The organism is Pseudomonas sp. ASL3, assembly GCF_056680425.1.
The window spans coordinates 2,546,036-2,572,319 of record NZ_CM155281.1; the positions used below are offsets into that span (position 1 = coordinate 2,546,036).

Annotated in this window: 27 protein-coding genes; 8 read left to right on the forward strand and 19 right to left on the reverse strand. The window is 59.2% G+C overall.

The genetic code is table 11. From position 1 onward, the window contains the following. Positions 1-2: 2 nt before the first annotated feature. Positions 3-1,313: a leucine-rich repeat-containing protein kinase family protein gene (locus tag AC1MEE_RS11700; protein WP_480415498.1), complete on the forward strand. Its 1,311-nt coding sequence runs from the start codon at positions 3-5 to the stop codon at positions 1,311-1,313. A 216-nt stretch (positions 1,314-1,529) separates the two neighbouring features. Here AC1MEE_RS11700 and AC1MEE_RS11705 read toward each other — a convergent pair whose 3' ends face one another. Continuing rightward, positions 1,530-2,234: a YebC/PmpR family DNA-binding transcriptional regulator gene (locus AC1MEE_RS11705; protein WP_480415499.1), complete on the reverse strand. Its 705-nt coding sequence runs from the start codon at positions 2,232-2,234 to the stop codon at positions 1,530-1,532. 299 nt (positions 2,235-2,533) lie between these two features. Here AC1MEE_RS11705 and AC1MEE_RS11710 point away from each other — a divergent pair, with 299 nt between their 5' ends. Further along, positions 2,534-4,420, forward strand: coding sequence for a type VI secretion system Vgr family protein (locus tag AC1MEE_RS11710; RefSeq protein WP_480415500.1), 1,887 nt, complete (start codon positions 2,534-2,536; stop codon positions 4,418-4,420). A 29-nt stretch (positions 4,421-4,449) separates the two neighbouring features. Here the strand turns inward: AC1MEE_RS11710 and AC1MEE_RS11715 are convergent, their stop codons facing one another. The 5 genes from AC1MEE_RS11715 to AC1MEE_RS11735 all read right to left on the reverse strand — a co-directional run bounded on the left by AC1MEE_RS11715 (position 4,450) and on the right by AC1MEE_RS11735 (position 9,729). Then, positions 4,450-5,223, reverse strand: a complete 774-nt coding sequence (locus AC1MEE_RS11715; protein ID WP_480415501.1) for an enoyl-CoA hydratase — start codon at positions 5,221-5,223, stop codon at positions 4,450-4,452. A 91-nt stretch (positions 5,224-5,314) separates the two neighbouring features. Further along, positions 5,315-6,442, reverse strand: coding sequence for an acyl-CoA dehydrogenase (locus tag AC1MEE_RS11720; RefSeq protein ID WP_480415502.1), 1,128 nt, complete (start codon positions 6,440-6,442; stop codon positions 5,315-5,317). Between the two features lie 21 nt (positions 6,443-6,463). After that, positions 6,464-7,654 carry an acetyl-CoA C-acyltransferase gene (locus AC1MEE_RS11725; protein ID WP_480415503.1) on the reverse strand — a complete coding sequence of 397 codons (1,191 nt, stop codon included), beginning with the start codon at positions 7,652-7,654 and terminating at the stop codon, positions 6,464-6,466. Between the two features lie 57 nt (positions 7,655-7,711). Continuing rightward, complete coding sequence (locus tag AC1MEE_RS11730) at positions 7,712-8,479, reverse strand: SDR family NAD(P)-dependent oxidoreductase (protein ID WP_480415504.1); 768 nt, start codon at positions 8,477-8,479, stop codon at positions 7,712-7,714. Between the two features lie 239 nt (positions 8,480-8,718). Further along, the gene (locus AC1MEE_RS11735) at positions 8,719-9,729 is read right to left on the reverse strand and encodes an AraC family transcriptional regulator (RefSeq protein ID WP_480415505.1); all 1,011 of its coding nucleotides are present in this window, start codon (positions 9,727-9,729) and stop codon (positions 8,719-8,721) included. A 215-nt stretch (positions 9,730-9,944) separates the two neighbouring features. Between AC1MEE_RS11735 and AC1MEE_RS11740 the strand changes: the two genes are divergently transcribed. Further along, positions 9,945-10,424, forward strand: a complete 480-nt coding sequence (locus AC1MEE_RS11740; RefSeq protein WP_480415506.1) for an LEA/WHy family protein — start codon at positions 9,945-9,947, stop codon at positions 10,422-10,424. Between the two features lie 9 nt (positions 10,425-10,433). Here AC1MEE_RS11740 and AC1MEE_RS11745 read toward each other — a convergent pair whose 3' ends face one another. Further along, positions 10,434-11,360: a carbon-nitrogen hydrolase family protein gene (locus AC1MEE_RS11745; RefSeq protein ID WP_480415507.1), complete on the reverse strand. Its 927-nt coding sequence runs from the start codon at positions 11,358-11,360 to the stop codon at positions 10,434-10,436. Between the two features lie 85 nt (positions 11,361-11,445). Here AC1MEE_RS11745 and AC1MEE_RS11750 point away from each other — a divergent pair, with 85 nt between their 5' ends. Continuing rightward, positions 11,446-12,351, forward strand: coding sequence for a LysR family transcriptional regulator (locus AC1MEE_RS11750; protein ID WP_480415508.1), 906 nt, complete (start codon positions 11,446-11,448; stop codon positions 12,349-12,351). 18 nt (positions 12,352-12,369) lie between these two features. Here AC1MEE_RS11750 and AC1MEE_RS11755 read toward each other — a convergent pair whose 3' ends face one another. Beyond that, complete coding sequence (locus AC1MEE_RS11755) at positions 12,370-12,624, reverse strand: hypothetical protein (RefSeq protein WP_480415509.1); 255 nt, start codon at positions 12,622-12,624, stop codon at positions 12,370-12,372. Positions 12,625-12,790: 166 nt separating this feature from the next. Here AC1MEE_RS11755 and AC1MEE_RS11760 point away from each other — a divergent pair, with 166 nt between their 5' ends. Next, positions 12,791-13,108, forward strand: a complete 318-nt coding sequence (locus AC1MEE_RS11760; protein ID WP_480415510.1) for an ElaB/YgaM/YqjD family protein — start codon at positions 12,791-12,793, stop codon at positions 13,106-13,108. Between the two features lie 170 nt (positions 13,109-13,278). Here the strand turns inward: AC1MEE_RS11760 and AC1MEE_RS11765 are convergent, their stop codons facing one another. The 5 genes from AC1MEE_RS11765 to AC1MEE_RS11785 form a co-directional block, all read right to left on the reverse strand. Then, positions 13,279-13,779, reverse strand: coding sequence for a hypothetical protein (locus AC1MEE_RS11765; RefSeq protein WP_480415511.1), 501 nt, complete (start codon positions 13,777-13,779; stop codon positions 13,279-13,281). A 115-nt stretch (positions 13,780-13,894) separates the two neighbouring features. Beyond that, the gene (locus AC1MEE_RS11770; RefSeq protein ID WP_480415512.1) at positions 13,895-14,221 is read right to left on the reverse strand and encodes an SPOR domain-containing protein; all 327 of its coding nucleotides are present in this window, start codon (positions 14,219-14,221) and stop codon (positions 13,895-13,897) included. A gap of 119 nt (positions 14,222-14,340) precedes the next feature. Further along, positions 14,341-14,583: a hypothetical protein gene (locus tag AC1MEE_RS11775; protein WP_480415513.1), complete on the reverse strand. Its 243-nt coding sequence runs from the start codon at positions 14,581-14,583 to the stop codon at positions 14,341-14,343. A 182-nt stretch (positions 14,584-14,765) separates the two neighbouring features. Further along, on the reverse strand, positions 14,766-16,097 hold the full coding sequence (gene dctA, locus AC1MEE_RS11780; protein ID WP_480415514.1) for a C4-dicarboxylate transporter DctA: 1,332 nt from the start codon (positions 16,095-16,097) through the stop codon (positions 14,766-14,768). A gap of 102 nt (positions 16,098-16,199) precedes the next feature. Further along, positions 16,200-17,372: a mandelate racemase/muconate lactonizing enzyme family protein gene (locus tag AC1MEE_RS11785; protein ID WP_480415515.1), complete on the reverse strand. Its 1,173-nt coding sequence runs from the start codon at positions 17,370-17,372 to the stop codon at positions 16,200-16,202. A 124-nt stretch (positions 17,373-17,496) separates the two neighbouring features. Here AC1MEE_RS11785 and AC1MEE_RS11790 point away from each other — a divergent pair, with 124 nt between their 5' ends. Further along, positions 17,497-18,369, forward strand: a complete 873-nt coding sequence (locus AC1MEE_RS11790; RefSeq protein ID WP_480415516.1) for a LysR family transcriptional regulator — start codon at positions 17,497-17,499, stop codon at positions 18,367-18,369. A 91-nt stretch (positions 18,370-18,460) separates the two neighbouring features. Beyond that, positions 18,461-19,135: an HD domain-containing protein gene (locus AC1MEE_RS11795; RefSeq protein ID WP_480415517.1), complete on the forward strand. Its 675-nt coding sequence runs from the start codon at positions 18,461-18,463 to the stop codon at positions 19,133-19,135. A gap of 459 nt (positions 19,136-19,594) precedes the next feature. Here AC1MEE_RS11795 and AC1MEE_RS11800 read toward each other — a convergent pair whose 3' ends face one another. The 3 genes from AC1MEE_RS11800 to AC1MEE_RS11810 form a co-directional block, all read right to left on the reverse strand. Beyond that, positions 19,595-20,587 carry an ISL3 family transposase gene (locus AC1MEE_RS11800; protein WP_480415518.1) on the reverse strand — a complete coding sequence of 331 codons (993 nt, stop codon included), beginning with the start codon at positions 20,585-20,587 and terminating at the stop codon, positions 19,595-19,597. 144 nt (positions 20,588-20,731) lie between these two features. Continuing rightward, positions 20,732-22,156, reverse strand: a complete 1,425-nt coding sequence (locus AC1MEE_RS11805) for an IS1182 family transposase (RefSeq protein ID WP_480413822.1) — start codon at positions 22,154-22,156, stop codon at positions 20,732-20,734. A 35-nt stretch (positions 22,157-22,191) separates the two neighbouring features. After that, the gene (locus AC1MEE_RS11810; RefSeq protein ID WP_480415519.1) at positions 22,192-22,515 is read right to left on the reverse strand and encodes a transposase family protein; all 324 of its coding nucleotides are present in this window, start codon (positions 22,513-22,515) and stop codon (positions 22,192-22,194) included. A 194-nt stretch (positions 22,516-22,709) separates the two neighbouring features. Here AC1MEE_RS11810 and AC1MEE_RS11815 point away from each other — a divergent pair, with 194 nt between their 5' ends. Then, entirely contained in the window at positions 22,710-23,654 is a 945-nt protein-coding gene (locus AC1MEE_RS11815) for a VTT domain-containing protein (RefSeq protein ID WP_480415520.1), read from the forward strand. Here the strand turns inward: AC1MEE_RS11815 and AC1MEE_RS11820 are convergent. Genes AC1MEE_RS11820 through AC1MEE_RS11830 form a run of 3 tightly spaced genes read right to left on the reverse strand, consistent with a single transcriptional unit; the run spans position 23,651 to position 26,212 of the window. After that, complete coding sequence (locus tag AC1MEE_RS11820; protein WP_480416211.1) at positions 23,651-24,424, reverse strand: PAS domain-containing protein; 774 nt, start codon at positions 24,422-24,424, stop codon at positions 23,651-23,653. The two genes, AC1MEE_RS11815 and AC1MEE_RS11820, sit on opposite strands and share 4 nt — an antisense overlap. A 2-nt stretch (positions 24,425-24,426) precedes the next feature. After that, on the reverse strand, positions 24,427-25,086 hold the full coding sequence (locus AC1MEE_RS11825; protein ID WP_480415521.1) for a response regulator: 660 nt from the start codon (positions 25,084-25,086) through the stop codon (positions 24,427-24,429). After that, on the reverse strand, positions 25,055-26,212 hold the full coding sequence (locus AC1MEE_RS11830; protein WP_480415522.1) for a sensor histidine kinase: 1,158 nt from the start codon (positions 26,210-26,212) through the stop codon (positions 25,055-25,057). The genes AC1MEE_RS11825 and AC1MEE_RS11830 overlap by 32 nt, the downstream gene beginning before the upstream one ends. Positions 26,213-26,284: the final 72 nt, after the last annotated feature.

Genomic DNA, 26,284 nt, shown 5'->3' on the forward strand with positions numbered 1-26,284 from the left:
CGATGACGGCCGATAATCGAGTTCACACCCTCGCACTGCTACGCGCCGGCGAATTGGCGGGCATCAAGCGACTGGACCTGTCCTGCGGGCTGACCGAGTTTCCTGCGGAAATTTTCGACCTGGCGGACTCGCTGGAAGTGCTCAATCTGACCGGCAATGCGCTGAACAGCCTGCCGGAGGACCTTGGCCGCCTGAAAAACCTGCGCGTGCTGTTCTGCTCGGACAATCAGTTCACCGAGCTGCCGGCCTGCATTGGTCAATGCAGCCAATTGCAGATCGTCGGCTTCAAGGCCAACCAGATCCGTCATGTTCCGGCCCAGGCCTTACCGCCCTTGCTGCGCTGGTTGATCCTGACCGACAACTGCGTCGAAGCCCTGCCCGAAGCCCTTGGCGACTGTCGTGCCTTGCAAAAACTGATGCTGGCGGGCAATCGCTTGCAGCAGTTGCCTGAGAGCCTGGCCGCCTGTAATCAGCTTGAATTGATCCGTATTGCCGCCAATCGCCTGACCGAATTGCCCGACTGGCTGCTGAAACTGCCTGCGCTGGCCTGGCTGGCCTACGCCGGAAACCCGCTGGCGACGCACCATGCCGACAACCCTATCCGGGAGATCCCATGGTCACAGTTGCAGGTGCAGCAGCAACTGGGCGAAGGTGCTTCAGGGGTGATTCAGCAGGCGGTATGGCAAGCCCCGGACCACCCCGCCACACCCGTGGCGGTCAAGCTCTACAAGGGCAGCATCACCAGCGACGGTTCACCACTCAATGAAATGGCCGCGTGCATCGCCGCCGGGGCTCACCCGAACTTGATCGAGGTTCAAGGGCAGATCGCTGAACACCCCCAGGCTCAGGTAGGGCTGGTGATGCAGTTGATCGCCCCCAGCTTCAGCAACCTCGCAGAACCGCCCAGCCTGAATTCCTGTACCCGCGACATCTATGCCCCGGACGCTCGCTTTTCGCTGGATGTCGCCCTGCGCCTGGCCTGCGGCATCGCCTCGGTTGCCGAGCATTTGCACGCCTGCGGCATTAGCCATGGCGACCTGTACGGGCACAATATCTTGTGGCACGAGGACGGCGATTGCCTGCTGGGGGATTTTGGTGCAGCGTCGTTCCATCCGGCAGCCGACAGCGATCAGGCGTTGGCGCTGGAGCGGATTGAGGTCAGGGCTTTCGGAGTTTTGCTGGGGGAGTTGCTGGAGCGATGTGATTCGGCGGTTACTGCACAGCTGATTGAACTGCAAGGTCGGTGTATTCAGGCTGATGTACTGGGGCGGCCTTCGTTTGCGCAGGTTTGCGGGGAGTTGCGGAGTATCTGATAGACCGTATCAAGCCCTTCGCGAACACGTTGGCTCCTACGGATCGTGGCCGCGCGGGTATTTTTGTGCCGGACTTGATCCCCCTGTGGGAGCGAATTCATTCGCGAATGCGGTGGGTCATCCACTGATGATGTTGAATGTACCGGCCCCTTCGCGAATGAATTCGCTCCCACAGGGTTTACGTAACAGCCGTGGGAGCGAACTGTCAGATCGGGCTTAGCCCGCCAAGCCTACATACACATTCTGCACATCATCATGGCCATCGATGGCTTCGAGAAACGCTTCGACATCGGCCATTTCCTCGTCGCTCAAGCCGTCAACGGTACTCTTTGGGCGATAACCCAGTTGTGCGGACTGCACGATGAAGCCGAACTCCGGCAGCGCCTTGCAGACGGCGTCCAGATCGGTCAATTCGGTCAGGAACAGGGTTGCGCCGTCTTCACCGGCTTCAAAATCCTGAGCACCGGCCTCGATGGCCGCCAACTCAGCGTCGGCATCCGGAGTGGCAGGAACGGCCTCGATCATGCCCTGATGGTTGAAATCCCACGAAACCGAACCGGCGGCCCCCAGTTGCCCCTTGCGGAACAGCACGCGGATTTCAGAAACAGTGCGGTTGATGTTGTCGGTCAGACACTCGACGATCACCGGAACACGGTGTGGCGCAAAACCTTCGTAGGTCAGACGCTCGAACGTCACGCCTTCGCCCAGCAAGCCGGCGCCTTTCTTGATTGCGCGTTCGAGGGTTTCGCGGGGCATCGATGCCTTTTTCGCCTGCTCGACCACCAACCGCAAACGCGGGTTCATGTCGGGATCAGCGCCGGCACGCGCGGCGATCATGATCTCCTTGGACAGCTTGCCAAAAATCCGGCCTTTGGCGTTGGATGCTGCTTCTTTATGCTTGACCTTCCACTGTGCGCCCATGCTTGTTCTCTTGATCCGTGACTGTTCACTGCCCCCGTTTCTGTCAGCAGGCAAGCTGACGGTTGCGACGGCAAAACGCTGAAATAAAGGGCATTTTATACGCGATAACGCCGGATGAAACCCCTGCTATCGAGCCATTGATCGAACGAGGCGGATTGCGGACCGGAAACATCAGCGCTTCACCTGATAAATCAGCACCTGAGTTGTAGTCCTTTTCCGAAATATGGCCTAACGATGACTTTCGCCGTCGGCATTTCGTACCCTCCTCCCCTGGATTTTCTAGGACGGAGGATGCGCCGATGAGCCGAGACAAGGAAACGTTGATCGCCCTGACGATCGCCAACAGTCAATTGGAGCTGCATGTCATCCGTTTCAAGGGCCACGAAGCCTTGAACCAACCCTATCGTTTCGATATCGACCTGATCAGCCCGACGCCGACCCTGGACTACAAAGCATTAATATCGCGCAGTGCCTTTCTGTCTTTCGGCGCGCTGGACGAGGGCATGCACGACGGCATTCATGGGCGGATCGGCAGCGCCAGCCAACGGCATGCCGGCGCCGGCTTGACCCACTACCGGGTGAGTCTGGAACCACGGCTGCAAGCGCTGCAACAGCGCAGTCATCGACGGATTTTCCAAGGGTTAAGCGCCCCGCAGATCATCGTCCAACTGCTCGAAGAGCATGGTATCGACGATGATAGCTATCGCTTTGAGCAGACGTTGGGCCTTTATCCGCCACGACCGACCTGCGCTCAGTACGATGAAAGCGATCTGCACCTCCTGCAGCGCTTGTGCGAAGAAGAAGGCATCCACTATCGCTTCGAACACAGCCGTACCGGCCACCTGCTGATCTTTGCCGACGACCCGGCCAGCTTTCCCGAGCAGCCAAGGCCGACCCGGTTCTATAGGCAGGATGGCCGTGCCACGCGCGCTCCAACAATCAGTCATATGGCCGAACACTTCTCCACCCGCCCCAGCTATAGCAGTCATGGCGGGTTTCCGTTCGACCAGCAATCAATGGCGGCTCAGGACAACATCGGCCGCGCCCCAGCACGCAACCCGGCCGCCAATCAACCCTGCGGAGCCTTCCGCCGCTTCGATCAACAAAGCCCTGAAGAGGCCCGAATCAGGCAGTTGAGCGAGCGCTCGCTGGAGCGCTTGCGCTGCGAGCGACGGCAGGTGCAGGGTCACAGCAACCAGCCGACGCTGGTCAGCGGCCAGATTCTGCAAGTGCTCGCCCACCCCGATAACCTGTTCAACGACCAGTGGCTACTGACCGAGATCCACCACGTCGGCAAACAGCCGCAACTACTGGACGGCTTTGACCCGCTCGATATCGCCGCGATCTTCGACCATGATCCGCCGCACAGCGGCAAAGGGTGGCCAGCCCTGGACCACCATCCGGAGTTCATGCCCGGTGCCGAAATTGCGCCGTTCAGTCACGGTTATCGCAACCACTTCCGCGCCATTCCCTGGGCCATGCCCTTTCGCCCACCCCTCACGCACGGCAAGCCGCAGATTCACGGCTATCAGACCGCCACCCTGATGGGCATCGACGATCAACCGGTTCAGCGCGATAAGCAGGGTCGCGTTCAGGTCAAGCTTCACTGGCAGCAACCTCAAGGGAGTGCCATCGTGAGCAGCTGGCTGCCACTGGCCATCCAGGGCGCGCAGGGCGATGTGACACCGAACGCGCTAAGGGCGGGCGCTCAGGTTTTGGTGAGCTATTTCGATAACGACCCGGATCGACCGGTGGTCTGCGGTTATTTGATCAACCTCGCCGATAGCCAGGTGCAGCGGCCACGTATCCGGATTGACGGCCTGCCGCTGGACCCGGTGGCCGAGCACATTCATTTAAGTGCAGGCCAGACATTGCATGCCGATGCCCGTCACGGGCTCACACTAAACACCCTTCAATCCCGCATTGAGTTGCAGTCCGAAAGCATTCAGATCACGCTCCCGCAAAGCCTGCCCGGCGCATCGAATCGAACCGATGGACCGCGTCAACCGATCCCTGAAAGGGCCTCATGCGGCGAAGATCAACCCCTCTACGCGCAACCGCCGGAGCAACGTCGAACACTCAGCCGCGCCAGCAAGCCTGGCGTGGCCGAGCCCTCTCAGTCTCCGGCCGCCGATTTGAGTGCACTGTTCCAGTGGTTGAACCGTTCGCAACCGGACGGGCAATGATTAGCGTCCCTTGGCTTAATTCCCTTTGCTTAATTTCCTTGAAACCGCGCCTCACGTTTTTCGATGAACGCCGCCATGCCTTCTTTTTGATCGTGGGTGGCGAAGGCCGCATGGAATACCCGGCGCTCGAAACGGATGCCCTCGGCCAGACTGACTTCGAAGGCGCGATTGACGCTTTCCTTGACCATCATCGCCACAGGCAGGGATTTGGCGGCAATTTCTTCCGCCACCTTCAGTGCCTCATCCAGCAGTTCATCGACAGGCAGCACCCGCGCCACCAGCCCTGAACGCTCAGCCTCCACCGCGTCGATGAGGCGCCCGCTGAGGCACATCTCCATGGCCTTGGCTTTGCCCACTGCACGCGTCAGGCGTTGGGTGCCCCCCATGCCCGGCAACACGCCCAGTTTGATTTCCGGCTGGCCAAATTTCGCGTTGTCGCCCGCCAAAATGAAATCGCACATCAGCGCCAGCTCGCAGCCACCGCCCAAGGCAAAACCGGCCACTGCAGCGATCATCGGTTTGCGTCGATTGGCGACCCGGTCGCTGTCCGAAAACAGGTCATCCACATAGATTTGCGGGTACGTCAGTTCAGCCATTTCCTTGATATCGGCACCGGCGGCGAAGGCTTTTTTCGAACCGGTCAGGACGATACAACCGATGTCGCGGTTGGCATCCAGCACATCCAGCGCCTGGTTCAATTCGCTGATCAACTGCGCATTGAGGGCGTTCAGCGCCTGTGGACGGTTCAAGGTGATCAACCCGACCCGGCCTCGGATCTCCATCAAGATAGTTTCGTAACTCATTGAAATTTATCCGTTAAATTAATCATTCATGAGAAAAACCGAATCAAACAAAAAACATTAACAAACGTCTTTAACTTACTGATAAATAAGACTAAAGACTGCGCGATATCACCATTCTCTGAATATCGCTGGTGCCTTCGTAAATCTGACAGACGCGCACGTCGCGGTAAATACGTTCCAGCGGGAAATCACTGAGATAACCATAACCGCCCAGTGTTTGCAGCGCGCTGGAGCAGACTTTCTCGGCCATTTCCGAGGCAAACAGTTTGGCCATGGACGCTTCGACCAATGCCGGTTTACCGCTGTCACGCAAGGCCGCTGCGTAATGCACCATCTGCCGGGCGACCGCGATCGAGGTTGCCATATCGGCCAGGCGAAACGCTACAGCTTGATGTTCGATCAGCGACTTGCCGAAGCTTTCACGCTCCTTGGCGTAATCTCGCGCCACCTCAAACGCCGCACGGGCCATGCCGACCGATTGCGCGGCAATACCGACGCGTCCGCCCTCAAGGTTGGCCAAGGCGATTTTGTAACCTTCGCCCTCTTCACCCAATCGCTGATCGACCGGAACTTTGACGTCTTCGAACAGGATCTGACAGGTGTCGGACGCATGCTGGCCGAGCTTGTCCTCGACCCGTGCCACCTTATAACCGGGCGAATCGGTCGGCACGATAAAGGCGCTGATACCGCGCTTGCCGGCACCGGGATCGGTCACGGCGAATACGATCACCACCCCGGCGTTTTGCCCGGAGGTGATGAACTGTTTGCAGCCGTTGAGCACGTAATGATCACCTTCGAGCCGGGCGCGAGTGCGCAGGCTGCTGGCGTCGGAACCGGCCTGGGGCTCGGTCAGAGCGAAGGCTCCCAGCATGGCGCCGCTGGCCAGGGGCTGAAGAAAGCGCTGCTTCTGCTGCTCATTACCGAACTTGAGAATCGGCACGCAGCCCACTGAGTTGTGCACGCTCATGATGGTCGAGCAGGCACCATCACCGGCGGCGATCTCTTCCAGGGCCATGGCGTAGGCCAAATAACCGGTGTCACAGCCGCCCCATTGCTCGGGCACCAACATGCCGAAGAAACCCAGTGCGGCCATTTCGCCGATGGCCTGACGCGGGAACGAATGTTCGCGGTCCCATTGCGCGGCGAACGGCCTGAGCCGCTCCTGGGCGAACTGACGGGCTGCATCGCTGATCTGTTGTTGTTCTTCTGTGGGTAGCATGAGTTTTCCTTGATAAAGGCCTCAGTACAGGCATTCGACCGCAATGGCCGTCGCTTCACCGCCGCCGATGCACACCGCCGCCACGCCACGGTGCAGGCGTTTTTGCCGCAGGGCCGACAGCAGCGTTACCAGAATCCGCGCACCCGAGGCACCAATCGGATGACCCAGAGCGCAGGCGCCGCCATGGATATTCACTTTGCTGTGGGGCAGTTCAAGCTGGCTCATGGTCACCAGCGCGACCACCGCAAAGGCTTCGTTGACCTCGAACAGATCGACGTCATCCAGCGACCAGCCGGTCTTGCCCATCAGTTTCTTGATCGCACCCACTGGCGCGGTCGGGAACAACCCCGGTTTGTCGGCAAACGCCGCATGGCCATGAATCACCGCCAGCGGCTTGAGACCGCGCCGCTCGGCTTCGGACCGGCGCATCAGCATCAGCGCCGCGGCACCGTCGGAGATCGAACTGGCGTTGGCCGCCGTCACCGTGCCGCCCTCGCGGAATGCCGGTTTCAGGGTGGGGATCTTGTCCAGCCGGGCCTTGGGCGGCTGCTCATCGTCGCTGACCAGCCGTTGTTCCTTACCGACCGTAACCTGCAAAGGGACGATTTCCGCGGCGAAACTGCCGTTGCTGATCGCCTGTTGCGCCCGTTTGAGGGAATCCACGGCAAAGGCGTCCTGCGCTTCACGGCTAAAGCCATTGAGTTCAGCACAGTCCTCGGCGTAGGTGCCCATCAAGCGGCCCTTGTCGTAGGCATCTTCAAGGCCGTCTAAAAACATATGGTCGATGACCTGACCATGGCCCATGCGATAACCGCTGCGAGCCCGGTCCAGCAGATAAGGCGCGTTGGACATACTTTCCATGCCCCCCGCGATCACCACTTTGGCGCTGCCGGCGAGCAGCAGGTCGTGAGCCAGAATGGTCGCCTGCATGCCTGAGCCACACATCTTGTTCAGCGTGGTGCACAGCGTCGAGGTGCTCAGCCCGGCGCCCAACGCCGCTTGCCGGGCGGGCGCCTGCCCCAGCCCTGCCGAGAGCACGCAGCCGAACAACACTTCTTCGACATCCTGCGGGGCAACGGCGGCGCGTTCCACGGCAGCGCGAATCGCCGCAGCCCCCAGTTGTGGCGCGGTCAGGCTTTTCAATTCGCCCTGAAAACCACCCATCGGCGTGCGCACGGCACTGACAATGACAATCGGATCTTGAATAGACATGACCTTTCTCCTGAATGAGGTGTCCTGAATGAGGTGTCCTGAACTGCCGGGTCCAACCTACTTGGCGGCCATACGCAAGGCACCGTCAAGACGGATCACCTCACCGTTAAGCATGCCGTTTTCTATGATATGCCTGACCAGCGCCGCGTACTCTTCGGGCTTTCCCAGACGCGGCGGAAACGGCACACCCGCCGCCAGGGAGTCACGCACTTGTGGTGTCATGCCGGCCATCATCGGCGTCTCGAAAATGCCGGGCGCGATGGTCATCACACGGATACCGAAACGCGCCAGCTCACGAGCAGCAGGCAGCGTCAGGCTGACGATGGCACCCTTGGACGCCGCATAAGCGGCCTGGCCGATCTGGCCGTCGTAGGCAGCCGCCGAAGCGGTGTTAATGATCACCCCGCGCTCGCCACCCTCGCCCGCCTCACCTTCAGCGATGGCCGCTGCCGCCAACCGCAGCAGATTGAAGCTGCCAATGAGATTGACGCTGATCACCCGGCTGAAGTTGTCCAGGCCATGAGGACCATTCTTGCCAAGGATTTTTTCGGCACCCACCACGCCCGCGCAATTGACCAGCCCGTGCAACCCGCCGAACGCTTCCACAGCGGCCTGAACCGCAGCCTGTGCCGCCGCTTCCTGGCTGACATCGGCCACCGCCCAACGCGCCTGCGCGCCCAACTTTTCAGCCTGAACCGCCACCGCCTCGGCGTTCACATCCACCAGCATCACTTTCGCACCCGCGGCCACCAGCATCTGTGCGGTGGCTGCGCCGAGGCCAGAGGCGCCGCCGCTGACCAGAAAAACCTTGTCTTGGATCTGCATGGAAATGCCTTCCTTCCGCTTTTATTTTGGAATAGCGGAAATAGTCGTCTCCAGACCAAGCGCGGGCAATGGTCAAAGCTTTCAAGTTGGGTGACTGGTTTGGCCAATGGGGTTTGTCTGACACACCATTCGCAGCGGGACGCGTAGTTGCAAGCCTGCTCCCACAGTGGATCCGGCACACTCAAAAATAATTTTTTAAAACCAATGATTTAAAAGATGCTTGAGCGTCCGTAATCAGATCACATCCCCAAAATCAAACTCCGATAGTGCCCCGGATTGGAACCGGACCATTTGCGAAAGGCCTTGTAGAACGAACTGGTGTCGGCAAACCCCAAACGCTCGGCGATTTCGGCGAAGCTGACTTCGGCGTCGGCCAGCCAGACAATCGCCAGCTCCTTGCGTACGCTGTCTTTGAGGGCCTGATAGGTCTGCCCCTCTTCCGCCAGACGCCGACGCAGGGTCGAGGCCGACATGCACAAGGTCTGAGCCAGGGGCTCGGTTTCCGGCCAGCGCTCGGCGGGCAGCGTGCGCAAGTCGTTTTTGATCCGGCTGGCGAAGCTTTCCGGGTCGCGGTATTTGACCAGGATATTGGCTGGTGCGCGGGCCAGAAAACGCTTCAACTCCTCGGCACTGCGCTTGATCGGCAGATCGAGGCAGTCCGCGGCGAAAATCATCCGTGTCCGTGGCCGGTCAAAACGCAGGTTCTCGGAAAACATCACGTTGTAGTCTTCACAGAAATCCGGTTCCGCACAGCGCAACTCGATGGCCAGAATCGGAATCCGCCGCCCCGCCAGCCAACAGGCCACTCCGTGGACGATCATCCAGTAAGTGAAATAAGTAAAAGGCCGCCGCGCCGGCTCGTCACGCTCATCCAGCACAATTTCCGCCAGGCTCTGCTGACGTACCAACCCAGCGTGCAAACCCTCAAGCATCAAAGACAGGAAGCTCAAGCCCGACTCAATCCCCGCCGCCACCGTCAACTGAGCCATGGACGAACGGCACAGAAACTCAAGACTGCCCGACCTAAGGCGCCGAGGGTCCATACCGAAGAACTCGTCATCCAGACGCCGCGCCAGCAACCGCCACAACCGCGCATACGCCGTCGCCGGCACCCGTGCATCGGCCTGGCTGAACAATGCCGGAGCAATCCCGACCTTGTTCAACACCTCATCGGTGGCCGCACCCGGCGCGCAACACTGCAACAGCGCTTCACGCACCAGTTGCATGGAGATGGTGTCTTTTTCCGACATGAGTGATTGCCTGTCCCTGCTGGCCGCTTCTTATCTGTTAAGCCTTGCTGCCGGCCATCTTAGGGGGCGATGGGCAAAAAGCCAGTCTCCGATGAGTCAAGACGCCGGATAACGAACCTCTGCCGCTCCAGGCGGTCGCACAGTTGAACCACTAGGCTAATACAAGGCCGAGTTCAACGACTCGGTCTTTTGCCTTGCTCACTGGAGCGTCACCGATGCTGCGACACCCGATCCGCGCCCTGCTCGCTTCGCTGTTGATTCTTGCCTTGAGCGCCTGTGCGCTGCTGCCCAACCGCGACCCGCTGAACATCAGCGTGGTCGGCATCGAGCCGCTGCAAGGCCAGGGGCTGGAGGTGCGCTTTGCGGTCAAACTGCGGTTGCAAAACCCCAATGAAACACCCATCGATTACACCGGCGTCGCCCTGAATCTGGACGTCAACGACAGGCTGCTGGCATCGGGCGTGAGCGATCAGCAAGGCACGATCGGCGCTTTCTCCGAAGCCGTGGTGGTGGTGCCGATCACCGTTTCCGCCTTTGCCGCGTTTCGCCAGGCCATGGGGCTGGCGGACACCCAAGGGATCGATAACCTGCCTTACGTCATACACGGCAAGTTGGCAGGCGGCCTGTTTGGCACGATGCGTTTCAGCGACAGCGGCACCCTGAGCCTGCCGAAGTCGCTCAACGACAATTGGTAGCCCGCGCCTTCAGTCCTGAATAAAGCGCACCCCCGGCTTGGCGCGCTCATCCACCACCAGTTCGAACACATCCGGCCGCGAGTAGTGGCCGACCACGTCAAAGTCATACCGCGCGCGCACCAGTTCGTCGGTGTCGATCTCGGCGGTGAGCAGCCCTGTGCCTCCCACCATCGGCCCTGCCAGCACGTCACCCAACGGGCCGACAATGACACTGCCGCCGTTGATCAATGGACGTTCGGCGGGCCAGTTCTGCACCTCGATGCCCAGCGCCTGCGGCGAAGGCTGAACCTGACAAGCGCTGATCACAAACAACCGGCCTTCATGAGCAATGTGGCGCATCGAGCACTGCCAGATTTCCCGCTCATCCACGGTCGGCGCACACCAGATCTGCACGCCTTTGGCGTACATGGCAGTGCGCAATAACGGCATGTGGTTTTCCCAGCAGACCGCTGCACCCATGCGCCCGACCTTGGCGTCGATCACTGGCAACGTCGAACCGTCGCCTTTGCCCCAGATCAGCCGCTCGGTGCCGGTGGGCATCAGTTTGCGGTGCTTGGCGACCAGCCCGCCTTCAGGCTCGAAAAACAACACCGTGCAAAACAGACTGCTGCCCGCACGCTCGATCACGCCCAACACCAGGCTGGCCCCGCTACGGGCCGACAGTCCGGCCAGCGCGTCGGTTTCCGCCCCTGGCACGTCGATGGCGTTGGCGAAATAACGAGCGAAGGCTTCGCGCCCTTCCGGCAACCGATAGCCCAGCTGCGTGCCGAAGGTTTCACCTTTGGGATAACCGCCCAGCAACGCTTCGGGCATCACCACCAGGCTGGCACCCGAGTCGACGATGGCCTCTTCGTAGGAAAGGATCTGCGCCAGGGTGTCGGCCTTGCCGCTGGGCAACGAACCGATTTGCAGGGCTGCGACGATGGACGTGGTCATTTCAACGACTCCTTGACGATGGGGATGTTGCGCATTGTCAGGGCGCGACCGATCATGAATAAAGCCCACTTCAGTGCTGAATGATATGAGCCAAATGAATATCGCCAACATCGACCTTAACTTGCTCAAGGTCTTCGAGGCCCTGCATGACGAAGCCAGTGCCAGTCGCGCGGCCTTGCGTCTGGGGGTCACGCAATCTGCGGTCAGCGCCGCGCTCCGTCGCCTGCGGGACCTGTACGGCGATCAGCTGTTTATCCGCACCGGGCGCGGGCTGGCACCGACCCTGCGCGCCAACCAACTGAAACCGGTGGTCACCGATGCGCTGAACAAGTGTCGGCAAAGCCTGGCGATGGTCGACCCGACGCAGAGCCATTACGAGGGTCGTTCGGTCGCAATCGGTCTGTCCGATGATTTCGAAATTGCCCTTGGGCGGCGGCTAATGGCGCTGATTCAGACCCGCGCACCCAAGCTGCGCCTGATTTTCCGCCAGACCCACAGCCAGATCGTCGCCAGCGCGCTGATGGAGCGCAGCATCGATCTGGCGATTGCCTCAGGCGGTTTTGCTGATCGGTTGTTGAGCCGTCAGGTGCTGGGCGAAGGCGGCTATCTGTGCCTGGTCGACCCGGCCAGCTTGCGCGCAGGGCAACTCGACTTGACGCTGGAGGAGTTCGTGGAACGCGAGCAGATTCTGATTTCGTCGGGTGGTTTTATCGGGATCGTCGATGAAAGTCTGGCGAATCTGGGTCTGACTCGCCAGGTGTGCGCCTCGACCACCCACTTCGCCGCGCTGCCTTATCTGCTCAAAGGCACAAACGCGCTGGCCACCGTGCCCAGCCATGCCGCCGAGGCCATTGCAGCCTTGGCCGGCCTGGCAGTGCTGCCCTGCCCACTGCCCATGCCGCGTTATCCGATCGAGCTCGGCTGGCGCACCAGCGCCCTGCTTGACCCTGCGGTAATCAAGGTCAGGGAGGCGATTGCCGAGCTGTTTTGAGACGGGCTCGGCGGAGATTTACTTGGCGGCCGCCACCAACCGGTTCACTTCACTGCGCACCATGTTGGCGTATTCGGGCGGGGACATGCCGTCCAATTCTGAACGAACCCATTCCGACCATTTGCCCTTGCGCTTGGACCTTTCGCCGAATAACCGGGCAGCGTCGCCTTTGGCCTTGCCCAGGTTGTTTTGCCAGAGATCGAACAGTCTGGATTTTTCATCTTCAAGCGCTGCGCGCTCAGCGATGGGCCGGTTGGCCAGGTTGAAGCTCATACGGGTCACCTGTGGCTGAAAATCGACTGCATCTTACACTGCCGAGGGAAGTTTCCGAGCCGATATTGTTTGCCGGCTTACCCAATGAAAGCAAAAAAGACTGCAACTTTTCCGCCCGCCGGGGACTCCATTGCTCACTGTCGTCATCAACTGAAAGGAACAAGCCATGGCTCGTAAAACCGCCGTCCAAAACGCCGCCGAGCAAATCAAGGATCAGGCATTCAGTGAGTTACAGGCGCTGATCGAGGAATCGGACAGACTGCTCAAGGACAGCGCTACGCTAGTAGGCGAAGACGCTGAAACCCTGCGCGCGCAACTGAGCCTGAAACTCAAACAGGCCCTGGATTCGGTATCCCGCGTGCGCGAACGTACCCAACCGGTGGTCGATGCCACCGAACATTACATTGGCGGTCACCCATGGCAGACCGTGGCTATTTCTGCGGGGTTTGGGCTGGTGGTTGGGTTGTTGCTGGGGCGTAAATAAGCGTCATTGTTCAGGCACAGCGCCTCAGGGATTCGCAGGCAACACAGAACATTGTAGGAGCTGCCGAAGGCTGCGATCGACCGGGAACCGGTCGCTTTCTTGAGACCGCTGAAGGTCGTGCCGACCTTATCGCAGCCTTCGGCAGCTCCTACAGCGAATTTATTCACGCATCACGCCGGGTGTTGAGGGATCAACGTCTGCAACTGCCTGGCAAAGTAATCGGCCGTGAACGGCTGGGCTTCAAATTCCTTCAGGCCGATGCGTTTTTTCAGCAGCCACTCGCCGGCTTCCGTCGCTGGGGCGAGGGTCAACGAGACCTGTTCCTGAGCGTGAACACTGAGGCCGGTGGCGGAAATCGAAACCTGGCCTTTGGAACCCATGGCATCAGGCACGAACACAACCTGTCGTGAGGCGAATGACAGCGTCATGCGTTGCGTGCGAAACGGTGAGTTCTCATCCGGGTAGCCCTTGCTTTGCGCAAGGTGCGGCTCATACTCGAACACCATCTGCCCGCTGCTTTTGAGCGGCGCCATCCAACCCTCGATCTGCTCGTACAAGCTGAGAATGCTTGATTCCCAGTGGACCAGGTCGATCTTGAACTGTTGATGTTTTTGTTCTTCATTGCGTTGATTGGCGCTCAGCAACTCGCCCAACCGCTGTACTTCGTCCATAAATCGCTCCCTCGGATTACCGGTGCATCAAACCAAAGGTGATAACACACCCTCCCGTGGGTGTCGCGCTGCAACTGCCGTTCGGCAGCAGATTCGCACCGCTGCCTGCTACAGGTCACTGTTTATGGTCAACTATCGAAGACTCATAACTCATCTTCAGCGCGAGTTGGGCTCGCTTTTCTTCGGCGTCGGCTTTTGAATTGAACGGACCCAGCAGCACCCGCTCCTTGCCCTCGCGGACCGCGACGAAAGAAGGAAAACCGTGCTCGATGAGCCTGTCAGTCAGGTCGCTCACAGCCTTGGGCTCCAACACCAGGACGTCCCACTGAGGCACCACGACTTGCGCGACGGCTGGCACCTGTACCTTCGCCGGCTTATCCGGCTCGCCCGCACCACATCCCGCCAACATCAACACCGCAACCACTATGAACAATCCGCGCACAACCATTCCCCCGCGTGTGAAGTGCCGGGAGTTTAACACTCCCGTCGCCCGCACCGAGCAGGATCAGAACAACTGCACTTTTTTGTTCGCGAGAAACAATCAAGAAAAGAGCGAACAGTTCAATGTTCAAGACTATCGATCACGCCTTGACCAATGAGGATGCCGGCGTGGTGGGCTTCGTCGTATGACTCGTAACCGCGGCCACAGACGTTGATGGTCGGTGAGGCGACCTGTTTGTGCAGGGTCACGGTGACCTTGATGATGAAATCAACAGTATCCTGAACCCCCGGAGGGCAAATAACCAAAACATCAATCACCTGCCCCCGGTAAACGTTCGAGAACGTCCTGTAAGGCATATCCATTTGAATGCTCTTCTTTTGGATTGAACTGTTCAGACCATGTTTTCGACCAATCGTTACTCAATAGGATCCAGTTTATGGATGATCGGGGCATTATTTTCATGCCCCGGAAGATGACTACGCCCCGCCGCTCATACAGAGCCGGTCGGGGCGCGATTATCGTTTTCCTCGATGACGGGCAAACTTCAGGGCGTTTTGTCCGCCCGAGTCTGGACCATCGGAGCAGGCAATATGGGCTCGCGCCGGTTGTCGTTCATTGCCTGAATCGCCCGCGCAGCCTTGGCCTGGTCGAACGAGCCATCCCACTTGGCAATCGCAATGGTGCCAATGCCGTTACCGATCAGGTTGGTCACCGCACGCGCCTCGTTGAGGAAGCGGTCGACACCCAACAACAGCACCAGACCCACCAACGGAATGGCATGGATCACTGACAAGGTTGCCGCCAACGTGACAAACCCCGCCCCTGCCACGCCGGCCGAGCCTTTGGAGGTCAGCAGCAGGACGCCAAGCACCACCAACTGATCCATCAAGGTCAACGGCGTGTTGGTGGCCTGAGCGACGAAAATCGCGGCCATGGTCAGGTAAATGCAGGTGCCGTCGGAGTTGAAGGTGTAACCGGTGGGCAAGACCAGACCCACCACCGATTTTTCGCAGCCCAACGCTTCGAGCTTGATCATCATTCGCGGCAATACCGCTTCGGTCGAACAGGTGCCCAGGGTCACCAGAATTTCGTCCTTGAAGTAGCGCAAAAACTGCATCAGCGGCAGTCCTGACCAGCGCGCCACCGTGCCCAGCACCACGACAATGAAAATCAACGTGGTGACGTACAGCGCGATCAACAATTGTCCTAACGACAGCAACGTGCCGATCCCGTATTTACCGATGGTAAACGCCATGCCGGCACCGGCGCCCAACGGTGCCAGACGCATGACCATGGCGACGATGCGAAACAGGCTTTGCAGCAGCAGATCGATGACCGACACCAGCGGTTTGCCGGTTTCACCCAATTGCACCAGAGCGATCCCCATCAACACCGACACCAGAATGACCTGAAGCATCGCGCCTTTGGCGAAAGCGTCGAACAAGGTGGTCGGGATAATGTCGAGGAAGAACTGAACGATGCCACCTTGCGCGGCGGCGGCCTGGGTATAGCTGCTGATGGCGCTGCCGTTGATGGTACTGATGTCGACATTCATGCCGACACCCGGTTTGAGAATGTTGACCACTACGAGACCGATCACTAACGCGATCGTCGACAACACCTCGAAATAGATCAACGCCTTGGCGCCAATGCGCCCGATTTCCTTGACGCTGCCCATCTTGGCGATACCGACCACTACGGTGCCGAAGATGATCGGCGCCAGCAGCATCTTGATCAATTTAATGAAGCCATCGGCCAGCGGTTGCAGCTTGGCACCGAAGTCAGGAATGAAAAAGCCGATCGTGCCACCAATAATGATGCCGATCAGCACTTGCACATAGAGTTGGCCGTACCAACGGGCCGGAGCCTTGTCCACGGGGATACCTCACTATTGTTGTTTTATGAGGAAGCATTCAGGTATTCACGACTCGCCCCTGAACGCAGGAGGCGAGCCGCAAAGGTCAGATAGCGTGCGCGATCAGGCGCCCTCACCCAACTCGCGCATGACCGCATACAGCGCGGCCTTGGCCTCGAAGCCGACGCCCGGGATATCCGGCAGTCCGACGTAACCGTGTTCGACGCGAATGCCATCGGCAAAACCGCCGAACGGCTGGAACACATCCGGGTACGACTCATTGCCGCCCAGATGCAAGCCGGCCGCGATGTTCAGCGACATCTGGTGACCACCGTGGGGCACGACGCGACGCGACGACCAGCCCAGCTCCTGCATGACGTCGAGGGTGCGCAGGTATTCCACCAGCCCATAGGACAAGGCGCAGTCGAATTGCAAGAAATCGCGATCCGGACGCATGCCGCCGTGGCGCAGCAAATTGCGCGCATCTTGATGGGAGAACAGGTTTTCACCGGTCGCCATCGGCAGGTCGTAGTGGTTGGCCAATTCTGCCTGCAAGGCGTAATCCAGCGGATCGCCCGCCTCTTCGTACCAGAACAGGTTGTACGGTTTGATGGCCTCGGCATAAGCCACGGCGGTCTTCAGGTCGAAACGACCATTGGCATCGACTGCCAGGCGCTGACCGTCACCCACCACTTCCAGCACCGCCTCAATGCGGCGCAGGTCTTCGTCCAGCGGCACCGCGCCGATTTTCATTTTCACCACGTCGTAGCCGCGGTCCAGGTAGCTGCGCATCTCCGCCTGCAACTTGGACTGGTCCTTGCCGGGGTAGTAATAACCGCCCGCCGCATAGACCCAGACCTTGTCATCGGCGACGCCGCCGCGATAACGATCGGCCAGCAAGCGATACAGTGGTTTGCCTTCGATTTTGGCCACCGCGTCCCACACCGCCATGTCGATGGTGCCGACCGCCACCGAACGCTCGCCATGACCACCGGGCTTTTCGTTGGTCATCAGGGCTTTCCAGATGGCGAACGGGTCGAGGTTGTTGTGTTCTTTGTCGATCAGGCTTTCCGGGTCGGCTTCCAGAACACGTGCCAGGAAGCGGTCACGCATCAACGCGCCTTGCCCGTAACGACCGTTGGAGTTGAAGCCGTAGCCGATCACCGGTTTGCCATCGCGGATCACGTCGGTGATGACGGCCACGACCGAGCAGGTCATTTTCGAGAAATCGATGTAGGCGTTGGCAATAGGGGATGCGATGGAAACCGTCTTCTCGCGAATGTCCACGATACGCATGGGGTGGGTCCTCTCTGGGTTGTCATGTTTGTTGTTATGTTCAAGTTGGGGCCACTCTAGAACTGGACGTGGCGACGCGGCCAATGCTAAAAACACCGCACTTCATGCGTTAACGGCATTGCTGATGGAACTGGTCTGGCTGGAAGATTTCAACGCACTCGCGGACTGCGGGAATTTCTCCCGTGCCGCCGAGTTGCGACACGTGACTCAGCCGGCATTCAGTCGGCGGATACGCGCGCTGGAAAATTGGGTCGGGGTCGATCTGTTCGAGCGCACCACCCAGGGTGCGACCTTGACTGAGGCTGGCCGGCATATGCTGGCCAGCGCGCAAGAGATGACTCGGCGGCTGTATCAGATGCGTCTGGACGCTCGAGAAGTGGCCGGTAAACAGGTGCGCACGCTGCACTTTGCGGCCACCCATTCGCTGTCGTTCACCTTCTTCCCCGGCTGGATCAGAAGCATTGAACGCGGCGCACCGATCGAAGCCATCCGCCTGCTATCGGACAGCATGATGGTCTGTGAGCAGATGCTGATGCATGGCGAGGCGCAGTTCATGCTTTGTCATCAGCATCCCGACGTTCCCCCGCGCCTGGCAGCCGATCAGTTCCATTCCAAGACCGTGGGCAGCGACATGCTGATGCCATTACGCGCCCGCGACGCGCAAGCAGTGGCCTGCGAAAGCGGTCCGTTCGAGCATCTGGCCTACACCGCCGAATCCGGTCTGGGGCGCATCGTCGCTGCGCGCTTGCAGGGCGAACAACATCCACCCGCGCTGAACACCGTCTTCAGTTCTCACCTGTCGGCGGTGCTGTTGTCCATGGCGCTGGAAGGCAAAGGCATCGCCTGGTTGCCGCGCACCCTGGCGGAGCAGGACATCAGCAACGGCAAGCTGGTGCGCGCCCTGGACGAACGCTGGGACATCCCCGTCGAAGTCCGTCTGTTCCGGCCCAATGCGGCGTTGAGTGATTTCGCCGAGGAGTTCTGGGCCAGGCTTTAGACGTTGTATGGCGTCAAGGACGTCTGTCTCCAGCGTCCCTTTCGCTGTCGAAAAGACTCAAGCAGCCATTAAGACTCATCAGGAGAGTTGCATGTCCGCCGTTCCGTTCTCACCCTTTCAACCTCTGGCCGATACCCTGCTGGCTCAGGCGAGGCAAAGCCAGGAAGACGGCTCACACGATATGTCTCACCTGCACCGGGTGTGGACCAACGCATGCGCCATCCATCGCGATGAAGGCGGTGACCTTGAGATTGTGCTGGCGGCGACCCTTCTGCACGACTGCGTGGCGGTAGAGAAAAACTCACCGCTAAGGTCAAGCGCCTCACGCCTTACGGCTGAAAAAGCCTCGTGTCTGTTGAGCGGTCTGGGTTGGGCACGGGACAAAATCGACGCCGTCGCTCATGCCGTGGAAGCCCACAGCTTTTCGGCGGCGATCACGCCCACCACGCTGGAGGCGAAAATTGTTCAGGATGCCGACCGCTTGGATGCCATCGGCATGCTCGGCGTCGCGCGTTGCTTCTATACCGCCGGGCGAATGGGCAGTGCGATGTATGACGCAAACGACCCCGAGGCCCATATGCGCGAGCACGATGACAAACGCTTCGCCCTCGACCATTTCCATACCAAGTTGCTGCACCTCGCCAATGACTTTCAGACGCAGGCTGGCGCACGCATTGCGGCGATCAGGCACCAGCGTTTGAAGCGGTTTATGGATGAGTTTCTAGAAGAGACCGGATCTGCAGAGGGCCTCAGGCGCACGCATTGACATCCACCCCCGACTGGCAAAGTGGACCCGGGGTTAGCCGCAAAACGCATCTGGCCGTATCTCGGCGCGCTGTTTGTCGCACTGCTGGTCATCGCGACCGTGCCGTAGATTTCGACGGGATTTCTTTAAGGGTTGCAATACCGCCTTCGCGAATGAATCCCCCACTGGGAACGCGCAATCCTGTAGGAGATTCCGCCCCGTCGTCGACGCCGCGCTATCGCGCAGCAAACGGGGTCTCGATTCTGCCCGGAGGGCGTAGGAGCTGACTTGTCTGCGATAAGGGCCGAAGGACCTTCCAGCGATATCGCGTCCAGCCCATTTACGACTGCTTCGCAGCCGATCGCAGACAAGTCAGCTCCTACAGGTGATTGGCGTTTGGCTGAAAATTTAATAGAATTTATTACTTATTTATCAATTAGTTATACATTTATTGAGGGGCTTCACCGGATCAAGTGGGTGTTATGAGTTTTGGAGACGTTCCGGGTATAAATCCAAACCACCAAAATGAAAGTAAATGGCATTGCGAAAACGCTCCCGATTTCGAAACCCGCAAGAGCGTTGCTTGAGCCGTTGAATGCGTGCGTTCATGCTTTCTGCATGGCCGTTATGCAGGTTCAACACGATGGCGTTGACGATGCCCCACAGTCGTCGCTTGATCGTTTTGGCGACTTTCCACATCGGTGGCAGCCCACTGTTCAAGGCCCATTCCAGCCAGTGGTTCCACTGTTGTTCGACCTCATCCCGATCCTTACCTCGCCACAACTGCATGGCCAGATCCTTGATCGCCCAAGCTTTGGCTGTACGCAACGAACCCTCTCGCAACGACTCGAAGGTTGCCTGTTGCCGCTCGGTCATGTTTTCGGCCCGCTTGAGCCAGACGTATTTCGTGTTCTTGAGCACCGTGGAGCCTGCCTTTAGCAACTCGCGGTTCTCCATATGACGCACCCTGTCCAGCGCCTCACTCAACAGCTTGGCCACATGAAACTTGTCGAACGCTATTTTGTGCATGGCATCAGGAATATGACGTTGGGTCGCGCTGATGAAGGCGGGCCACATGTCCATCGAAGCGCCTGTAATTGCTTGCTTCTGGTCACTATTGAGCTTCGTATAAAACGCTTCCAGGCTCTGTGTAAGGTTGCCGTCTTCCACATGCAAGACCTGACCCGTTGCGGGGTCGGTCACCACGGTGACGTACTCGCGACGCTTTTGAAACGAAGTCTCGTCCACGCATATCTGGGTCGGTGATAACGGTTTTCGACGCGCCAATCCGCGTCTGACGGCGCGAGCCATGATCCGGTCAATGCTGCCCCAGCTCGTCTGGAGTTGACGCGAGACCGCCTGAATACTGGCTTCCTGGATCCAGTTGATCACCAATGCTTCAAACATCAAGGTGAAACCTGAACCAGCGTCTGCCCACGCAGGCTGTGTGAAAACCTGACGATCATGTTTCAAACCAACGCCCCGACTTGTCGGGGCGTTGGTTTTTGGCCTTTGATCCCGAAATCATCGCTATTCGTTTTCACGTCGCCGGGACAAAGCGTTTTGAGCGCTCCATGGCCAGTCCTGGGACGTTTGTCAGGCGCAAAAAAAGGCTGCTTAGCCCATCTTCGCCATCATTTCACGCGCACCCAGCACATTGATCGCCCTTTTAAAGTTATAGGCAAGCACCGCCAGCGACATCTCTATTCGCGCGCCTTTCAGTTGGCGTAGCAAGAACCGTCCATTGCCCATGATCCATTGCTTGAGGTTGCCGAAGGGGTGTTCAACGATGGACCTTCGTTCAACCATCTTCTCCGGATGCGCCTGCATGCGCTGCTCCATTCGCTCAAAAGCGGCCTCATGCGCATGCCGCGTTACTTTCCGGCGGGAGGTCTTGGTGCACTGACTTTTCAGCGGGCAGTGGGCGCAGTCACTGGGCAGTGCGTGGTAAATACGCGTGCCGCGATTCAGTTGCGTCAGCGTCAGTAGCTTGCCATTCGGGCACCGGTACTGATCGTCCAGGGCCTCATACGTAAACTGGGTGCGGTCAAAGAATTTTACGTCCCCGCCCCGCGTGTTGATCGTTCGATTCAGCGGCACATACGCCGTGATACCCGCGTCTTCACAGGCCTGGAATTGTTTGCCGTGGGAATATCCGGCATCGGCCACTACCGTCAGCTCTGACTGTTGCAGTACTTCTTTAGCCGCTTTGGCCATGGGTTCGAGTTGTTTGCGGTCGTCGCCGTCCTGAGTCACTTCGTGGTGCAGGATCAAGCCGTTCTCGGCATCCACCGCCGTCTGCACGTTGTACGCCACGGCCATGCCTTGCGGCGCCCGCATCATCCGCGCCTCGCTTTCGGTGCTGATGAACTGCTCGACTTCCAGCGCCTTCATCACCTGCTGACGGGTCAGGTTGTTGTCTCGTTTGTTGCTCAGACGGGCCAAGGCGGCTTTGATTTTCTGCTTATCCACAGGCTGATCGGCGTCGTCTTTGTCCGCCCGATCAAGCTCCGCCAGGTACTGGGTAATCTTCTTGTCCAGTATTTCCTCATCGCGCTTAAGGTGCTTGAGGCTCATATGACGGCGCTTGGAGGCCACGGCTTTGAATTTGCTGCCGTCGATAGCAACCAGCTTGCCGGCGATTAGCCCCACTTCACGGCAAAAAAGAATGAAGAGTCGGCAGATGGCGGCGAATGCGGCACCGTTGTCTCTGCGGAAATCGGCGATGGTTTTGAAGTCAGGTGCGAGCTGATTGAGCAGCCACATGACTTCGATGTTGCGCAGGCATTCGGCTTCGAGGCGGCGTGACGAACGGATGCTGAGGAAATAGCCGTAGAGATAAAGTTTGAGCAGGTCTGCCGGATCATAGGGCGGGCGCCCGTTGCCCTTGAGGACAGCCTTGTCGAATCCCAGCTCCCGCAGATTGAGCTGGGTGACATAGGCATCAATGACTCTGACCAAGTGGTCTACCGGAATGGATTCTTCCAGCGACACCGGAAAAAGACTGCTCTGATCGCGCGCTATGCCTTGGATGTATGCCACAAAAATGCCCCCAATCTTCCGATGAAGGCATTTTCTTAGACCGTTGCAAGAATTGCCAGGTTTTCACACAGTCTGCACGGGACCTCGACAGTCACCACGCCATGCTCGGCGCAATGAACTCTGGGCACCTCAGCCTCTAGAATGGTCACGAACTGACACGTATCAAGATGCCGCCAACGACGTTTGCGTTTGTCATAACGCGAAGCGTGCAGGCCACATTGCGGACAGGTGAACGCAGCAGCATCAGATACTCCAACGCCGACAACGACTTGCCCCAACGCACGGTCAAGGTTAACTGCGACCACTTTCCACGGAGCCTGGAGCCCAAGAATTTGGGCATATAAATCAATATCTCTCATGGGGAGGAGAATAGATTACCCACTCAAAACGGTGAAGCCCCTTTATTGATGAGAGCAGGCTTGCCTGCGAATGGTCGTCAAATCCACCACACGCTAGTGGTTGCGGGCCGGCGCTTGGGACGGGTGACTTGTTCTTGGGTGCAGAAATGGGTAAATGTAAGTTCAGCCAGCGATTATGTTTAAGGTACGAAACCATGACCTCGATGCTGGAAAATCATGCCTGGATCCTGCTTTTCCTCAACATCATCTTCGAGCAGGCCGGCTTGCCGATCCCGGCCTTTCCCGTCTTGATTGTCGCAGGCGCCTTGTCGTTCAACGAATCCGGGGCAATGCTTGGAGCGGTTTTGGGTCTGGCGGTGGCTGCCTGTGCCCTTGCGGATAGCGCGTGGTATTGGGCAGGACGCCGCTACGGAAGTTGGTTGATGGGGACCGTGTGCAAGGTGTCACTGTCGCCTGACAGTTGCATCCGCAAAAACAAGCACCTCTACATCCAGGTGGGCCCGCGCATCCTGTTGATCGCCAAGTTCCTCCCGGGCGCCGGTGCGCTGTCCACTCTGCTTGCCGGGATGATGGGCACGCCTTATCGACGCTTCCTGGCGTATGACCTGGCAGGCTCGGCCTTGTGGGCGGGCTCGGCGCTATTTCTCGGCATCATTTTTCGCACATCGGTGCAACACCTGCTGGACTGGCTCGGCGCTTATCTTCCGTATGGCATCGCGTTGGTCCTGTTGGCGTTTGCTGCGTTCATTGGCTGGCGTCTGTTTCAGCGCCACCGGCTGCTGCAACGGGTATTGCGAGTTCCCAGAATCTCCGCCGAAGAACTCCTCAGCTGGAATCGCCAGCCTTTGATTCTGGATGTACGCAGCCCTGAAGAACGTCAACTCGACCCGATACCCAATGCATTGATGGTGAATTACGACGTCACCCTCGACGCGCTGCCTGCGGCCTCGGCTCAGCGCGACATCGTGGTGTATTGCTCATGCCCTCGGGAAATCTCGGCGGCGTTGGTGGCTGAACGTCTCTGTGCCAACGGAGCGCCGAGAACATTCGCGTTGAGCGGCGGTTTGGCCGCATGGCGCACTGCCTCGCAAGGGGCGTCTGTGCAGACAACTGAACAGGAGCAGGCGCTGCCAAATTAAAGCCAGCGGTCGCCGTTCGGATTGGCAATTTCGAAAATCGCGCCCTCGATACCCAGCACCTCGCGGCTGTCCGAATAGATGCCCACGCCTTTTTCCCAGACGTTCTTCAGCGTGTTGTCCGCGCAGCGTATCCGGTAGCGGAGTTCGTAGGGCTGATGACGGGACAAGGCGAATTGAACCTCGCGCCAGACGTAATCGGCATCGTCCGGGTGGATCAGGCTGTTATAGGTGCAGTCATGACTGTCCATCAATCGCTCAGCGGGATAACCGGTCAGTTGTAAACAGCCGGCGCTGACGAACTCCATGGTCCAGTCGTGGTTATTGCGGCCGCGATAGATCAGGCCGGGCATGCTGTCCAGCAGACTGAGGGCGCTGCGTTGGCTGGCCTGCAAGGCGATCTCGCGGCGTTTGTGCTGGGTGATGTCGTTAACCACCAGATAGAACCTGACGTCACGCCGCTTGAGGCTGATGTCGAACCAGCGTAGCTCGCCCTGGGGGTGCACGAAACGCAGGCGCTGACTGAAGGAAATATCGGGCCGGTGGCGCAATTCATACAATGCCTGCCGCCACAGGGCACGGTCTTCCTGATGCACGTAATCGACGATGTTGCGCCCATCGCCGGGCGGCTCCATCAAGTCGGCCCAGGCGGTGTTGAAGTGGGCGATCTCGCCGTTGTCCTTGAGTTCGAGCAAGGCGATGGGAAACACATCCAGTGGTTGCGGCGCCTGTCCGGTGAAGATCGACCCAAGCATTGATCCGCTGTTCTCCATCATCAATGACGCTCCTCTTTTCTCACTGTCGCAGTCTTGTGCACCCAGGCCGCCAGCTCCAGCCGCGAGCGCAGGTTGAGTTTCTGCAACAGGTTCTTCACATAGATCTTGACCGTGCCGTCGCTGATTCCCAACTCGCGGCCTATCTGTTTATTGCTCATGCCCGAAGCGATCAACGCCAGGGTTTGCCCTTCGCGATCGGTCAGACCGCAATCGTCGATTTTTTCCAGCGGTGCCCCGACTTCGCCGTGCCCGGCCAGCAGCGAGACCAGACAGTCATCCAGGACAATCGCGCCTCGGCTGCAATTGCGCATGTACGACAGCAGCGCCTCCGGCTCGGTCTCCTTCAGGACATAACCGCTGGCGCCCAGACGCAAGGCCGTCAGCAGCTCGCCGCGGTCCATCGAGGCGGTCAACACCACGATCTGACAATCGAGCTCCAACTGCCTCATCTCGTCGAGCACCTGCAAACCGCTCAAGCCCGGCATGTGCAGGTCCAGCAACACCAGCTGGGGCGTCAGGCGCTGGGCGAGGTTGATCCCTTCCCTGCCGCTGGCGGCCTGGCCGACCACATCGAAGTCATCGCTGGCAGAAAACAGTTGCGCCAGGCCTTTGCGGAACAAGGGATGGTCATCGATCAACAATAAGGTCGTGCTGCTCATCGAAGCGCCTCTGTGGGTCGTCATTGTTCTGGATAAGGCTCAGGTGCACGCGAGCGCCATGGGGGCGAATGGTTTCGATGGACAGCTGCGCACCAATGGTCGAGGCGCGCTCACGAATGATCGCCAGGCCATAGTGATTTTCCTCCACCGATGCCGGGCTCAAGCCAATGCCGTCATCTTCGACGGTCACCGAAATCTCGCCTTGCTGGGTTTGACGCAGTTCAATCCGCACATGCCGGGCATGGGAGTGCCGCACCACGTTGGCCAAGGCCTCGCGGATGATTTGCAGAATCTGCAGCTCGGTTTCCGGGTACAGCGCGTCTTCGGCCAGACGATTGTCCAGCTCGAACACGATGATGCAGCGCCGGGAAAATTCGGCCACCGAGTCGGCCAATGCCTGACGCAGCGAACGGCCGTCCATGGTCAAACGGGCGCTGGTGATCAGTTCGCGCACCTGGCGCTGCAACTGGCTCAAGCCACCACGCAATTCGGTCAGCAAGACGCCGGCCTGCTCGGGCTCACGCAGTTTTGCCTGCATCAGACTGGCCTGAAACGACAGATAGCCCAATTGCTGTGCAACCGAGTCGTGAAGTTCACGGGCCAGTGCACCATGCTGGAACGTGGCCTCCTTGCGCTGCTGCTCACGTTTGTACCCCAGCAACTGCACCGTCACCCCCACCACCCGCGCCGTTTCCCCCAGCAACCGATGAAAGCCGCGGCTGGCTGGGTGCGGCGTGTCCAGCAACAACACCCCGCGCTTGCCGGAGGCGATGCCGGGTAAAACGCTCAACACTCGATAACGCCCTCGGCGCTGACAAGCCATGCACCGCTGCGGTGCCTCAGGCATCTCGCCGTCGCGCCACGGGCAGCTTGATGCCTCATCGCAGGGGCTGACCATGGCCCGACGCGTGGGGCCAAAGTCTTCGCCGGTCAACAACAACCCCAGCTTGCTGCCGGGGTTCAGGGCTTCGAATCGATCGAGGAAATGCGGCAAGGCATCGTCTGCGGCGGCCAGGCACAGCGGCAGTTTGGCGAGCAATGCACGCACGTCGTCCACCTGACGTGGCCGCGTGCGCAACAACCATTGCGCCCACTGGCCGGTTCGCATTCGAGCTTTCAATGACATTCGCCTGCCTTTTGGAAAACCGTGGCGTTTGTCGAGCAACTTCCATGCCTTGCTCGTCGTCGGCGACGGACT

Excerpts from the sequence above, each read along its gene's own strand:
- AC1MEE_RS11820 (WP_480416211.1), bottom strand. The coding sequence starts at position 24,424 with ATGGAGAACAGCGGATCAATGCTTGGGTCGATCTTCACCGGACAGGCG.
- AC1MEE_RS11745 (WP_480415507.1), bottom strand. The coding sequence starts at position 11,360 with ATGACCACGTCCATCGTCGCAGCCCTGCAAATCGGTTCGTTGCCCAGC.
- AC1MEE_RS11720 (WP_480415502.1), bottom strand. The coding sequence starts at position 6,442 with ATGCTACCCACAGAAGAACAACAACAGATCAGCGATGCAGCCCGTCAG.
- AC1MEE_RS11710 (WP_480415500.1), top strand. The coding sequence starts at position 2,534 with ATGAGCCGAGACAAGGAAACGTTGATCGCCCTGACGATCGCCAACAGT.
- AC1MEE_RS11715 (WP_480415501.1), bottom strand. The coding sequence starts at position 5,223 with ATGAGTTACGAAACTATCTTGATGGAGATCCGAGGCCGGGTCGGGTTG.
- AC1MEE_RS11725 (WP_480415503.1), bottom strand. The coding sequence starts at position 7,654 with ATGTCTATTCAAGATCCGATTGTCATTGTCAGTGCCGTGCGCACGCCG.
- AC1MEE_RS11760 (WP_480415510.1), top strand. The coding sequence starts at position 12,791 with ATGGCTCGTAAAACCGCCGTCCAAAACGCCGCCGAGCAAATCAAGGAT.
- AC1MEE_RS11730 (WP_480415504.1), bottom strand. The coding sequence starts at position 8,479 with ATGCAGATCCAAGACAAGGTTTTTCTGGTCAGCGGCGGCGCCTCTGGC.
- AC1MEE_RS11700 (WP_480415498.1), top strand. The coding sequence starts at position 3 with ATGACGGCCGATAATCGAGTTCACACCCTCGCACTGCTACGCGCCGGC.
- AC1MEE_RS11705 (WP_480415499.1), bottom strand. The coding sequence starts at position 2,234 with ATGGGCGCACAGTGGAAGGTCAAGCATAAAGAAGCAGCATCCAACGCC.
- AC1MEE_RS11795 (WP_480415517.1), top strand. The coding sequence starts at position 18,461 with ATGTCCGCCGTTCCGTTCTCACCCTTTCAACCTCTGGCCGATACCCTG.
- AC1MEE_RS11785 (WP_480415515.1), bottom strand. The coding sequence starts at position 17,372 with ATGCGTATCGTGGACATTCGCGAGAAGACGGTTTCCATCGCATCCCCT.
- AC1MEE_RS11830 (WP_480415522.1), bottom strand. The coding sequence starts at position 26,212 with ATGTCATTGAAAGCTCGAATGCGAACCGGCCAGTGGGCGCAATGGTTG.
- AC1MEE_RS11810 (WP_480415519.1), bottom strand. The coding sequence starts at position 22,515 with ATGAGAGATATTGATTTATATGCCCAAATTCTTGGGCTCCAGGCTCCG.
- AC1MEE_RS11755 (WP_480415509.1), bottom strand. The coding sequence starts at position 12,624 with ATGAGCTTCAACCTGGCCAACCGGCCCATCGCTGAGCGCGCAGCGCTT.
- AC1MEE_RS11790 (WP_480415516.1), top strand. The coding sequence starts at position 17,497 with ATGGAACTGGTCTGGCTGGAAGATTTCAACGCACTCGCGGACTGCGGG.
- AC1MEE_RS11775 (WP_480415513.1), bottom strand. The coding sequence starts at position 14,583 with ATGGATATGCCTTACAGGACGTTCTCGAACGTTTACCGGGGGCAGGTG.
- AC1MEE_RS11825 (WP_480415521.1), bottom strand. The coding sequence starts at position 25,086 with ATGAGCAGCACGACCTTATTGTTGATCGATGACCATCCCTTGTTCCGC.
- AC1MEE_RS11740 (WP_480415506.1), top strand. The coding sequence starts at position 9,945 with ATGCTGCGACACCCGATCCGCGCCCTGCTCGCTTCGCTGTTGATTCTT.
- AC1MEE_RS11750 (WP_480415508.1), top strand. The coding sequence starts at position 11,446 with ATGAGCCAAATGAATATCGCCAACATCGACCTTAACTTGCTCAAGGTC.
- AC1MEE_RS11735 (WP_480415505.1), bottom strand. The coding sequence starts at position 9,729 with ATGTCGGAAAAAGACACCATCTCCATGCAACTGGTGCGTGAAGCGCTG.
- AC1MEE_RS11815 (WP_480415520.1), top strand. The coding sequence starts at position 22,710 with ATGACCTCGATGCTGGAAAATCATGCCTGGATCCTGCTTTTCCTCAAC.
- AC1MEE_RS11765 (WP_480415511.1), bottom strand. The coding sequence starts at position 13,779 with ATGGACGAAGTACAGCGGTTGGGCGAGTTGCTGAGCGCCAATCAACGC.